12 protein-coding genes and 1 pseudogene are annotated in these 11,747 nt (G+C 67.5%); 2 read left to right on the top strand and 11 right to left on the bottom strand.

What is annotated here, in order from left to right; all coding sequences use genetic code 11:
• The 3 genes and pseudogenes from ACZY0B_RS22030 to ACZY0B_RS22040 all read right to left on the bottom strand — a co-directional run.
• Positions 1-176: pseudogene (locus tag ACZY0B_RS22030) on the bottom strand (3-deoxy-7-phosphoheptulonate synthase class II); the annotation flags it as partial.
• 83 nt (positions 177-259) lie between these two features.
• Complete coding sequence (locus ACZY0B_RS22035) at positions 260-766, bottom strand: polyadenylate-specific 3'-exoribonuclease AS (protein ID WP_463766355.1); 507 nt, start codon at positions 764-766, stop codon at positions 260-262.
• A gap of 10 nt (positions 767-776) precedes the next feature.
• Positions 777-1,679, bottom strand: a complete 903-nt coding sequence (locus ACZY0B_RS22040; protein ID WP_463766356.1) for a hypothetical protein — start codon at positions 1,677-1,679, stop codon at positions 777-779.
• A 90-nt stretch (positions 1,680-1,769) separates the two neighbouring features.
• Between ACZY0B_RS22040 and ACZY0B_RS22045 the strand changes: the two genes are divergently transcribed.
• On the top strand, positions 1,770-3,077 hold the full coding sequence (locus tag ACZY0B_RS22045) for a glycosyltransferase 87 family protein (protein WP_463766357.1): 1,308 nt from the start codon (positions 1,770-1,772) through the stop codon (positions 3,075-3,077).
• Here the strand turns inward: ACZY0B_RS22045 and ACZY0B_RS22050 are convergent.
• The 5 genes from ACZY0B_RS22050 to ACZY0B_RS22070 all read right to left on the bottom strand — a co-directional run bounded on the left by ACZY0B_RS22050 (position 3,074) and on the right by ACZY0B_RS22070 (position 6,503).
• Positions 3,074-3,811, bottom strand: a complete 738-nt coding sequence (locus ACZY0B_RS22050; protein WP_463766358.1) for a lysophospholipid acyltransferase family protein — start codon at positions 3,809-3,811, stop codon at positions 3,074-3,076. The genes ACZY0B_RS22045 and ACZY0B_RS22050 overlap by 4 nt on opposite strands.
• Before the next feature lie 86 nt (positions 3,812-3,897).
• On the bottom strand, positions 3,898-4,296 hold the full coding sequence (locus tag ACZY0B_RS22055; protein WP_463766359.1) for a hypothetical protein: 399 nt from the start codon (positions 4,294-4,296) through the stop codon (positions 3,898-3,900).
• On the bottom strand, positions 4,293-5,579 hold the full coding sequence (locus tag ACZY0B_RS22060; protein ID WP_463766397.1) for an ArsA family ATPase: 1,287 nt from the start codon (positions 5,577-5,579) through the stop codon (positions 4,293-4,295). Before ACZY0B_RS22060 ends, ACZY0B_RS22055 begins: the two co-directional genes overlap by 4 nt.
• Positions 5,572-6,009 carry an SRPBCC family protein gene (locus tag ACZY0B_RS22065; protein ID WP_463766360.1) on the bottom strand — a complete coding sequence of 146 codons (438 nt, stop codon included), beginning with the start codon at positions 6,007-6,009 and terminating at the stop codon, positions 5,572-5,574. The genes ACZY0B_RS22060 and ACZY0B_RS22065 overlap by 8 nt, the downstream gene beginning before the upstream one ends.
• 104 nt (positions 6,010-6,113) lie before the next feature.
• Positions 6,114-6,503, bottom strand: coding sequence for a polyketide cyclase / dehydrase and lipid transport (locus ACZY0B_RS22070; protein ID WP_463766398.1), 390 nt, complete (start codon positions 6,501-6,503; stop codon positions 6,114-6,116).
• 179 nt (positions 6,504-6,682) lie between these two features.
• Between ACZY0B_RS22070 and ACZY0B_RS22075 the strand changes: the two genes are divergently transcribed.
• Positions 6,683-8,485 carry an AMP-dependent synthetase/ligase gene (locus ACZY0B_RS22075; protein WP_463766361.1) on the top strand — a complete coding sequence of 601 codons (1,803 nt, stop codon included), beginning with the start codon at positions 6,683-6,685 and terminating at the stop codon, positions 8,483-8,485.
• A 9-nt stretch (positions 8,486-8,494) separates the two neighbouring features.
• On the opposite strand, the gene pimB is transcribed toward ACZY0B_RS22075, so the two are convergent.
• The 3 genes from pimB to ripC form a co-directional block, all read right to left on the bottom strand.
• A complete protein-coding gene (pimB, locus tag ACZY0B_RS22080; RefSeq protein WP_463766362.1) occupies positions 8,495-9,655 on the bottom strand; it encodes a GDP-mannose-dependent alpha-(1-6)-phosphatidylinositol monomannoside mannosyltransferase in 1,161 nt (386 codons plus the stop codon).
• A gap of 10 nt (positions 9,656-9,665) precedes the next feature.
• Positions 9,666-10,496, bottom strand: coding sequence for a hypothetical protein (locus ACZY0B_RS22085; RefSeq protein ID WP_463766363.1), 831 nt, complete (start codon positions 10,494-10,496; stop codon positions 9,666-9,668).
• Between the two features lie 61 nt (positions 10,497-10,557).
• Positions 10,558-11,736 carry a peptidoglycan hydrolase RipC gene (gene ripC / locus ACZY0B_RS22090; RefSeq protein ID WP_463766364.1) on the bottom strand — a complete coding sequence of 393 codons (1,179 nt, stop codon included), beginning with the start codon at positions 11,734-11,736 and terminating at the stop codon, positions 10,558-10,560.
• Positions 11,737-11,747: the final 11 nt, after the last annotated feature.

An 11,747-nucleotide genomic window follows, 5' to 3' on the forward strand; every position in this document is an offset into this window, starting at 1 on the left:
GTCACCGGCGGGACGCTTTCCAGGACCGTGCGCATCGCCGCGGCCTGGTCGTCGGGCCAGGCCGGTTGCTGCGCGGCCGGCTTTGCCAGGGCAGCGTCCAACCGAGTCCGCAGGTCGGCGGGCAGCGGCGGCAGCGCCGGCAGCTGGTCGATCGGTATGTCGACGGTCCAGTTCATCGGTCCATGATATCTGTGGCCAGCCAGGGCTAACGCCATTCAGTGCGCGCTCCGACCGGTACCCCCAGCTCGGCCGGGGCTGCTTAACGGGTCGCTTCGGCGCCCGCATCGTCGCCGGACACTATCAGCCGGAATCGGCGCAACTGATCGCGGGCATCGACCAGCGCATCGTGGACGTCGCGGTGCCGCGGCGGCAGTCGCGGCGATCCCCGGTCCTCCCACAGCTGGCGCAGCTCCCGGGTGTAGCGGGGGATGGCTTTGGGGAGGCCCGGCATCGTCCCCCACAGCTGGCACAAGGCCACGTGATCGTAGGCCCCCACCCAGGCCCACAGCTCGATCGGCTCGGCACCCCAGATGCCGAAAAACTCTTCCAGGTCGCGACGAATCTGCGTGCGCGAGCGCCACAGCTGTGAGGCCGGCGGCGGCAGCTTGGGCAGCACGTTGGTGCGCACCCAGGCGCCGGCGCGCCCGGGATCGAATTCGGTGGACACGGCGTAGTACTCGCGGCCGTCTTCGGCGACCACCCCGATCGAGATCAACTCGATGGTGCGGCCATCCTCGATGAATTCGGTGTCGTAGAAGTACCGCACCGCAGACAGCCTAGGGGGCAAGCAATCTGCCGACCAGGATGGGCTCGGTTCCCTCGGGGGGCGGCGCGGGATGTACGTCGTGGTCAAGCTGGGCGTCGACCATGCGTTCGTCGGGCAGGCGCGGCGTGCCGGCGATCGCGCACTGCAACCACAGCTTGGCCTGCACGACGGGCCGGCGCCATCTGCGTTCCCGCTGCAAGGCGCGCCGCATTTTCTCCGGCTGGGTGGTGTATCGCCAGCGGGACCACGGGGCGTGCGGGCGCGACAGCCGGATCGCGCCGATGACCAGCAACACGACGATGAACATGCCGAGCAGACCGGTCCACACCTTGCCCTTGAGCACCACCACCACCGCCAGCGGCAGCGTCATCACCATCGCGCCCAGGACCGCGATGCGCCATGCGAACGAATCCGTGCCGTGGGCGAATGGGAAGAAAAACATCAACGGGTGCAGCCCCATGATCAGCAATCCGGCCACCGCCACGGCGGCGAAGACCGCGTCCACCGAACTGCGGCCATCCTCTTCCCAGTAGACGTCGGACAGGTGCAGGATCAGCGCGTACTCATCGAGCACCAACGCCGCGCCGATGCCGAAAAATATTGCGGAAAATGTGTTTTCGGGTTCTTGCCCGTTGTCTGACAGCGTCACCAGCGTCAGCCCGGAGATCATCACCAGAACCACCCCGAACGCCACGTGGTGGATGTGCACTCCCCCGATGTGGACGTTGCGCGGTTGCCACCATCTGGGGGGAAGGCCGGAGTCGACGCGGTGGCGGATGAATCGCACGAAAGTTCGGGTGACGAAAAAGGTCAGGATGAAGGCGACCAGGCAGCACAGCAAGGGAAGCCGGCCACCGCGGACGATGTCATGGGAGAACCAGTGGGCCACTCTGGGCACGAACCAGTGCAACACGTTTGCAACCTACGCCCGCACGTCCCCGCGACGCGGGAGCCGCGCTGCGCAACGTGACGGCCACTGGCACCGATTACGCTGTTCTGCGACATGAGTAATTCGCAGGCGCCCGGTGTGGGCAGCCGACCGGGGTGGGCGTTGTTGTGGTGTCTGTTGTGGCTGCTGGCCGCCGCGGCGCTGGGCTACGCGGCCTGGGGCTTGTTCGCGCACACCCCATATCGCATCGATATCGACATCTATCAAATGGGCGGTCAGACCTGGCTGGACGGGCGTCCGCTGTACCGCGGTGATGTGCTGTTCCACACACCCATCGGACTGAATCTTCCGTTCACCTATCCCCCGCTGGCGGCGATCGTGTTCGCCCCGTTCGCCTGGCTGCACATGCCGGCGGCCAGCGTCGCGATCACGGCGTTGACGCTGGTGCTGCTGATCGTCTCGACGGTGATCGTGCTGACCCGCCTCGACGTCTGGAACACCTCGGTGCTGCTGCCCGGGCCGGCCTGGCTGCGCCGGTGGTGGTTGGCCGTGGTTGTGGTGGCGCCGGCCTCGATCTGGCTGGAGCCCATCAGCTCGAACTTCGCGTTCGGCCAGATCAACGTCGTGCTGATGACATTGGTGATCGCCGATTGTGTGCCGCGCCGCACGCCGTGGCCTCGCGGGCTGCTGTTGGGGTTGGGCATCGCGCTCAAGCTCACTCCGGCGGTGTTCCTGCTGTATTTCCTGGTGCGTCGCGACTTCCGCACGGCGTTGACGGCCATGACGTCGTTTGCGGCGGCGACGCTGCTCGGGTTCATCCTGGCCTGGAGCGACTCGTGGGAGTACTGGACGCACACCGTGCACCACACCGATCGGATTGGCTCCGCGGCGCTGAACACCGACCAGAACATCGCGGGTGCGCTGGCGCGGATCGGGCTTTCCGAGCAGCTGCGCTTCCTGCTCTGGGTGGCCCTGTGCCTGGCCGTGCTGGCGTTGACCGTGTGGGCGATGCGGCGGGTGTTGCGGGCCGGCGAGACAACGCTGGCGATCATCTGCGTCGCGCTGTTCGGATTGATGGTTTCGCCGGTGTCGTGGTCACACCATTGGGTGTGGGTGCTGCCCACGCTGCTGGTGACGGCGGTCTTGGGCTGGCGCCGCCGCAACGTCGCGCTGGGCGTGCTGACCGTTGCCGGGGTGGCGCTGATGTACTGGATCCCGCTCGAGCTGATGCCCAAGCACCATGAGGAGACGGCCAACTGGTGGCGCCAACTTCTCGGGATGTCCTACGTGTGGTGGGCGCTGGCCGTGATCGTCACCGCCGGACTCACGGTGACCACCCGGATGGCAACTCGGGATTCGCAGGGCCGCACCGATTCCGACGCGGGCCGCCAGCTCATCAGCGACGTGAACGTCGTCGGTTAGCCGGCAGCGGTTTCGGGGATCCGCGCGGGCTCGTCGGTCGACCCCTGGTCGGTCGAGTCGTTGCCGCGGTTCTTCACGGTCGCGGCGTAGACGTCGACGTACTCCTGACCCGAGAGCTCCATCAGCTCGTAGATGACTTCGTCGGCGACGGCTCGCTCGATGAAACGGTTACCGGCCAGGCCTTCGAATCGGGAGAAGTCCATCGGCTTGCCGAACCGGACCGTCACCCGGCCGAAGCGCAGCATCGAGGTGCCCGGCGGATTGACGACGTCGGTACCGATCATCGCGACCGGAATCACCGGCACGCCGGTCTCCAGCGCCAGCCGGGCCAGGCCGGTCTTGCCCTTGTAGAGCCGCCCGTCGGGCGAGCGGGTGCCCTCGGGGTACATGCCCATCAACTTGCCCTCGCCGAGCAGCCGTTGGGCGGTTCGCAGCGCGGCCTGAGCGGCGTCGGCATCGGCGCGGTCGATCGGCACCTGACCAACGGCGGTGAAGAACCACCGGCTGAACCAGCCCTTGATCCCGGTGCCGGTGAAATATTCGGACTTCGCGAGGAACGTGATCCGCCGCCGAACCACCAGCGGCAAGAAGAAGCTGTCCATGACAGCGAGGTGGTTACTGGCCAGGATTGCCGGACCTGTACTCGGAACATGCTGCAGGCCTTCGACTTTCGGCCGGCCCAGCAATTGTAGCAACGGGCCGAGGAGGACGTACTTCAATAGCCAGTACCACATGGCCCGCCCTTTCGCCCGCAACCGCCGGTGTTCTGCGCCAACTGTACCCATCCGTGACGGAAGGGACCACATTCAACGCGTGCCGATCACTCCTCGATGGTGACGGGGATGGGCTGATAGCGGGTCCGCACGGTGGCATCGTCCGCGGGGGCGTCCTCGGCGTTTGCTGCACCGCCGGGCGGGCCGTCCGGAGGCGGTTGCGGTGTTGGTTCGGCGGACCGGTCGATGTCGTCGACGATCGCGCGAATCACCTCCAACAGGGCGATGCTGTGGTCCGCGATGACGGTCAGCAGTGGGTGCTGGTCGCCGGTCGCCAATGCGGCGAGCGCGCACACCGGACACCAGATCTGCTGGCACTTGCCGGTCCCGGGTCCGTTGCCCGCCGTCATTGCGGCAGCCATTCGCACGGCGGGGTCGATCCCGTTGAGAATCGTCTCGGCGAGCTTGCGCAGTTCCGGGCCAAGATCGGAGTGTGCCTTACTCACTTAGGCCACACCTCCGGATCTGGTCGAAAACGAACTGTCAGCTCACCGCCTCGTAGATGCGCGTCCAGCACCGTGCACCGCCGTAGTACGGACGCCAACCGAACCCGGCGCCGCATCCCGCCGGCACTGATGATCAGGTCGTCGTCCACCCGGCCCAGCGACAGCGATCCGGGGTCGAGCTGGGGCAACGTTAGCCGCATACGGTATATCGACCCAAGTCCCGACCCCGATTCGAGATCCACAATAGGGCGCAACGGTCCTGGTGGCGCCGTTCCACGCCGAAGACGTGCACTGTCGAGCAATCCGCCCAGCGCCTTGGGGCCGATCGGCTCGCCCGCCAGGTGCGGGGTCATCACGAGCGCCACATCACCGATGGTGGCATCGAGCTCCTCGAGCACCGCGCGCTGCTCGGAGATGCGCTCGCCGTACCAGTAGAACGCCGGATGCTCGGGCAGGTTGCGGTACTCGTAGGACTCGTCTTCCACCAGAACCTGATTGATGATCAGCTCCTGAACGCGCACACCCATCAACGCCAGCGAGCCCAGCGTCCGGGCGGCCTCGGCGGCCACCACTCGCTCGGGGGTCAGCACCAGGTGCGCGCTGACCAGGTCGCCGTCGGTGAGCAATCCGCTGAGCTGCTCCACGCTGGTGCTCATGCGCTCGATCAGCTCCACCACCGCGGCCGAGCGAGCATCGTCGGCTGTGATGGACAGCCGGCGATGACGCGGCCAGGCGCGCTCCACGTAGTGCCCGAAGGTGGCGGGCAGGGTGAGCATGCGCAACGCGTCGGCGGTCGAGGCGCAGTCGACGACGACGCGATCCCATCGACCGGAAGCCGCGAGCTCGCCGACCGCGTGCAGCCCGAGCACTTCCTGAATGCCCGGCAACGCCGAGAGTTCTTCGGGGGCAATGCTACTCAGCTCCGAGTCGGGAAACCGCTTGTCCAATGCGGTGACCACCTCATGCCACCGGGCCTCGAGCAGGGCCAGGGTGTCCAACGCCATCGCGTCGAGCGAGCCACTGCTCGTCTCGGCGTCGGCAGCCAGCACCCGGACCGCTTCGCCCCGGCCGCTGGGCGGGACGGGGATGCCGAGCACGTCGCCCAGCGAGTGCGCCTGGTCGGTTGAGACCACCAGCACGCGCTGCCCCTCGATCGCGTCACAGACCGCGGTAGCAGAAGCGAGGGTGGATTTTCCTACCCCACCCTTACCAACGAAGAGACTGATCCGGGCCCCGGAAAAGGCGTTGGAAAGGGGAGGGGTGGGTGATCCGGACTCACTCAGCCTCGACTCGTTTCTTCAGATCCTTCAGGGCGGTGTCGGTCAGCCTGCGCTCGGCCTTGCGCTTGAGCAACCCGATCATCGGGATGGCCAGATCGACCGAGAGTTCGTAGGTGACATCGGTGCCAGAACCCTTGGCCGCCAACCGATATGACCCCTCAAGGGAACGCAGCAGCGAGCTGGAAACCAGGGTCCAGCTCAGCGATTTGTGGTCGGCCGGCCATTGATAGGACATGACCATGGTGTCCTTGATGACACCGGCGTCCATCACGAATCGCACGGTCTTCGGGTAGCCGTCGGCGCCACGCTCCTGCACCTCGGCTTCCTTGTACTCCGAGATCCATTCCGGATACGAGTCGATGTCGGCGATCACCTGCAGCACCGTGCCCGGGTCCGCCTCGATGTGAATGGTCTGGGTCGTCTTCTCCGCCACCTGGCCGCTACCCTCTCTCCCGCACGCGGGTCCACCCGGTCATCTTCCGGTAGTACCCCGCCTTCGGACCGAAACCGTACTCTCCGGGCGAACCTTGACCGGAGTTAAACTACCGGAGAAACACCGACCGGACGTGACTGCTCCAGAGTCGTCTTGACCTCAAAAGCCATTTTCTTGCCCGCCACCCGACGGCGGTGTGTCATTTTCGCCAGATTCAGTTTCGCCAGCTGCGCCGCCGCCACGCCCGTGGGTTCGGCGTGCAGGAAATAGTGCAGCACCACCCCGTCCAGCGACGGCTCCAGCCAGATCTCCATGGTGCCGGTCAGCGCCCCGGTAACCGCCCAGCGGATGCCCTTCTCCACGCGATCCTCGACGACCTGCAGCCGCAGATCTGGCCACCAGCGTTGCCAGTTCGATTGGTCGGAGACCGCGCCGCCGACCCGCGCGCCGTCGGCGGCGACGTACGTCTGGTCCGCGATCTGGATGCTGTGCATCGTGTCAGCTTCACACATCAATATCCGCCGCACGCCGCCGAGGGCACGCCGAACCCGGACCCAGCTCGCGGCAATGGCGAAGCTGCCCGACCGACTGCCTCCGGGCTGCGCGAATCCCGCGATTAGTCTGGATCACAGCAAGCCGGCCAACGGTCACTAGGTCAATCGAGGTCAACAGAGTGCGTGAGTACAGCGTTCCTGCCCGCTTTTCCGTCGGCGAGCACGACAACATTGCGGCCATGGTCTTCGAGCACGAGCGCGACGACCCCAGCTTTGTCATCTATCAACGTCAGGTCGACGGGGTGTGGACCGACGTCACCTGTGCCGAGGCCGCCGAGCAGATTCGTGCCGCGGCATTGGGCCTGATCTCGCTGGGTGTGCAGGGCGGCGACCGGGTGTCCATTTTTTCGGCCACCCGCTACGAGTGGGCCATCCTCGACCTGGCCATCCTGTCCGTCGGCGCTGTCACCGTCCCGATCTACGAGACCTCGTCGGCGGAGCAGGTGCGCTGGGTTCTGCAGAACTCGGAAGCCGTCGTGGCATTCGCCGAGACCGACGCGCACGCCGCGATGGTCACCGAGCTCACCGGCGAACTTCCGGCCCTGCGCCGGGTGCTGCATATCGACGGTTCGGGCCCCAAGGCACTCGACCAGCTCGTCGAGGCCGGCGCGTCGGTCGACCCGGAAGAGCTGACCGCCCGGCTTTCGGCACTGCGCCCGGAAAACCCCGCGACGCTGATCTACACGTCAGGCACCACCGGACGTCCCAAGGGGTGCCAACTCACGCATGCCAACCTGCTCTACGAGATGCGGGGAGCCAAGGAGTGCCTCCCGACGTTGTTGCACGAGGGACAGCGGCTGCTGATCTTTCTGCCACTGGCGCACGTGCTGGCCCGCGCGCTCACGCTCTCGGCCTTCGCCAACAGGGTGACCGTCGGCTTCACCAGCGACATCAAAAACCTGCTGCCGATGTTCGCGGTGTTCAAGCCGACGGTCGTGGTGTCGGTGCCGCGGGTGTTCGAGAAGGTTTACAACACCGCCGAGCAGAACGCCGCCAACGACGGCAAGGGGCGGATCTTCGCGAGGGCCGTGCAGACCGCGGTGGATTGGAGCGAGGCCTACGACCGCGGCGGACCCGGGCTGCTGCTGCGCGCCAAGCATGCGTTGTTCGACCGGCTGGTCTATCACAAGCTGCGCGCGGCGCTGGGCGGCGACTGCCACGCGTCGGTGTCCGGCGGCGCACCGCTGGGCGCACGGCTCGGCCACTTCTACCGCGGCGTGGGCCTGACCATTCACGAGGGTTACGGCCTGACCGAGACCAGCTCGGCCATCACGGTCAACCAGGTCGGCAAGGTCAAGATCGGGACGGTCGGAACGTTGTTGCCGGGCAACAGCATGCGCATCGCCGACGACGGAGAGCTGTTGGTGCGCGGGGGCGTGGTGTTCAGCGGCTACTGGCGCAACGAGCAGGCCACCCAGGAGGCGTTCGCCGACGGGTGGTTCAAGACCGGCGATCTCGGCGCGCTCGACGAAGACGGCTTCCTGAAGATCACCGGCCGCAAAAAGGAGATCATCGTCACCGCCGGCGGTAAGAACGTCGCCCCCGCCGTGCTGGAAGACCAACTGCGGGCGCACCCGCTGATCAGCCAGGCGTTGGTGGTCGGCGATGCGAAACCGTTTATCGGCGCCCTGATCACGATCGACCCGGAGGCCTTCGACGGCTGGAAGCAACGCAACAGCAAGCCATCCGGCGCGTCGGTGGGCGAGCTGGCCACCGACCCGGATCTGGTCGCCGAAGTCGACGCCGCGGTCAAGCAGGCCAACATGGCGGTTTCGCACGCCGAGTCGATCCGCAAGTTCCGCATTCTGCCGGTCGACTTCACCGAGGACACCGGCGAGCTCACCCCGACGTTGAAGGTCAAGCGCAACGTGGTCGCCGAGAAGTTCGCCTCCGATATCGAGGCGCTCTACGAGAAGGAGTAGCGGCCCGAGTCAGGCCGGCGTGGCCGACGAGGGCTGGCCCCGCAGCAGGTCGGCCAGGCGGGCGGCCAGGATGTCCCAGCGCCACTGCGAGGTCACCCACTCGCGTCCGGCCGTGCCCATCGCGGCCGCCCGGTCGCGATCGCCCAGCAACTCGGCGACGGCATCGCCGACCTCTTGCACCGAGTTTCCGTCGACGACGAGCCCAGTCTTGTTGTGCTGCACGGCTTCCGGAGCTCCGCCCGACTCACCGGCGACCACCGGCACCCCGGCCGCCGAGGCTTCCAGGAAGACGATGCCCAAGCCCTCGACGTCCATACCCGCACCGCGGGTGCGGCACGGCATCGCGAACACGTCGGCCAGCGCGTAGTGGGCGGGCAGCTCATCCGACGGAACCCCGCCGGTGAACGTCACGTGGTCGGCCACGCCGCAGTCCTGCGCGAGCTTGCGCAGCGTGTCGAGGTAGGGACCGCTGCCGACGATCACCAGGGCGGCGCCGTCGACGCGCTGCCGGATCGACGGCAACGCCTTGATCAGCATGTCCTGGCCCTTGCGCGGCACCAGCCGGGATAGGCACACGACGGTGGGCCGCTCCCCCAGCCCGTAACGCTTCCGCAGCTCCTCGCGGCCGGCCGGGTCGGGCCGGAACCGATCGGTGTCGACCCCCGACGGCAGGTACTCCAACGACGCCGCCGGCCCGAACGCCGTCGCGAACCGGGACCGCGTGTAGCGGCTGACGAAGGTGACGACGTCGGTGTCGTTGCCGATGCGTCGCAGCACCGAACGCGCCACCGGAAGCATCGACCAGCCCACCTCGTGACCGTGCGTGCTGGCCAGCACCCGACTCGCCCCGGCCTGCCGGGCACGCGCCGCCAGCAGCGCCAGCGGTGCGGCCGCGCCGAACCACACGGTGTCGATGCCGTGGTCGCCGATCAGCCGCCGCATCCTTGTGTCGACCGTCGGCCCGGGCAACATCAGCGTGCCCGGATGGCGCACCACCCGATAGCCGACCGCGTCGGCGTCGAACACGTCGGCGCCCTTCCACTGCGGCGCGTACACCAGCATCGAATGCGATCCGGCGTCCACCAGCCGACCGACGAACTCGCCCAAGTAGGACTGAATGCCGCCGCGCCGCGGCGGAAAGTCGTTGGTTACCAGCAGGACCCGGCTCACCTGCGTCAGGCTAGCCGACCATCCATTGCTGCCAGCGCGCGAGCAGGGCCGCCGCGTCTATGCCGAGTACGTCGCGGGCGGCGGCAAACGGCTCGGCGTGGGCTACGCCGCAGACGGCGAGATAGTAGGCGCGCAGCTTGGGCGTTCCGAAGGTGTCGGCGACGAAGCGGGCGAACCACCAGGCCCGGTCGTAGCCCAGCGAGCGCTGCGGCCCCGGGGTATCCAGCTCGAAGTCCGCCGGCAGCGACGGGTTCTGCGAGCGGTCCTCGGCCGGCACCGGGGCATTGGGGCGGGCCACGAAATCGGCGACGCCTTCGGCCAGCCACCGCGGCGCGTCGAGTGCGGTGTCGGCGCGCGATGCGTAATGAAAAAGCTCATGAGTCAACACAATTCGAAATGCCGAATCGCTCATGGCCACCGCGCCCGGGGCGAACACGATCCGCTGACCGACCACCACCCGATGGGCGGGATCAATCTGATCGGCGACGGTCACCGCCGCGATGTCCGCCCACTGTTCTGGCGTGCCGCCGCCGGCGGCGGCACGAAACTGGTCGTCGGAGCCGGTGGCCACCACCGAGATATCGCGCGACCAGCCGACCCCCCAGAAGGCATCCACCTTGTCGACGGCGGCGCCCATGTTCGACGCGACCCGGGTCAGCAGAGCCTCGGCGGCCGGGCCGCCGAGGCTGAGCAATCGGATCTCGCGGTCGCCGACGACCAGGGGCGCTCGCGCACCGCTCGGGTGGCGATGAGCGGGCGCGACCAGCTGTGCGCCTTCGATCCGGCCATTGCGCGCGTCGAACGGCACGGCCGCTGCCGCAACGAACTCGACAACAAACACCCAGGCCAAAAGAATCGGGAGCCACCGGCGCTGCCGACGGAATTGCCCTGGCCGGGAACGATCAGTAACGGCGGGCGTCGTAAATCGGGCCGGAGGAGTTCATCGGAACCACCCGCACCGGCACGCCGTAGGTGGACGAGTGGATCATCATGCCGTCACCGACGTAGATGCCGGCGTGCGACGCATCGGAATAGAAGGTCAGCACGTCACCGGGCTGCAGATCCGACAGCGCAATCGGCTGGCCGCCATGAGCGAGCGCCTGGCTGGAGTGCGGCAACGCGATACCGGCCTGCTGGAAAGCCCACATCACCAATCCGGAGCAGTCAAACCCGCCGGGGGCCGCACCGCCCCACACGTAAGGCGATCCGACCTGGGTCAACGCCGCCTGGACGACGTTGGCGCGGTCACCGCCGGGGCCACCGCCACCACCGGGAAGCATTTCAGGCATTCCGGGCAGTCCGGGCATTCCACCCGGCGGCGGAGCCTCACCCGGCGCTGGCGCACCAGGCACCGGCGGGGCGCCGGGCGGCAACGCGTCCGGTGCGGGCGCACCGGGCGCCGGAGCGGCCGCCGGAACCTGCCCGGGGTCGGCGAGCGCGGTGCGCTGCTGTGGCGACAGGGACACGTACTGCGACTTCACGACCGCGATCTGAACCTGCAGCTGGCTCTGCTTGGACTGCAGGCTGGCCCGCACCGCGGCGGCCTGCTCGGCCGCGCTCTTGGCGTCGGCGGCGGACTTGGCCGAAGCTTGCTCAGCCTTGGCGGCCTGCGCGCCGGCAACCCGGAAACTCGACATCTGCGTGGACATTTGGGTCGCCATCACACGCTGGACGGCCATCTTGTCGATCAGGCCCTGCGGCGATTCCGCGGTCAGCATGGCCTCCATGCCGTCTACGCGGCCACCCATGTAGGTCGCGGCGGCGAGCTTGTTGACCGCGGTCTGGAACGTGGCCAGGCGAGCCCTGGCCCCGTCCACCGCGGCCTGGTCGTCCGCGTGCTTCTTGTCGGCGGCCTGCTGCGCGGCGAGCTTCTCATTGAGGTCGAGCTGCGCGCTGTGCATGGCCTCGGTGGTCTGCTCGGCCTGCCGGGATAGCTCAGTGAGCTTTGCCAATGCGTCGTCGGCCGGATCGGCGATCACGTTGGCGGCACAAACACCCGATAAGACCGTGAGGCCTGCCAGTGTTCCGACGACTGACCGCGTGATGACACGCGAGATCGAATGCGCGGAGCCGAAACTCAAAGTATTGCTTC

It is taken from the genome of Mycobacterium sp. IDUB_19, assembly GCF_055419445.1.

Bases quoted from the DNA above. Each gene is read 5' to 3' on its own strand.
- ACZY0B_RS22045 (WP_463766357.1), top strand. From the start codon at position 1,770: ATGAGTAATTCGCAGGCGCCCGGTGTGGGCAGCCGACCGGGGTGGGCG.
- ACZY0B_RS22050 (WP_463766358.1), bottom strand. From the start codon at position 3,811: ATGTGGTACTGGCTATTGAAGTACGTCCTCCTCGGCCCGTTGCTACAA.
- ACZY0B_RS22070 (WP_463766398.1), bottom strand. From the start codon at position 6,503: ATGCACAGCATCCAGATCGCGGACCAGACGTACGTCGCCGCCGACGGC.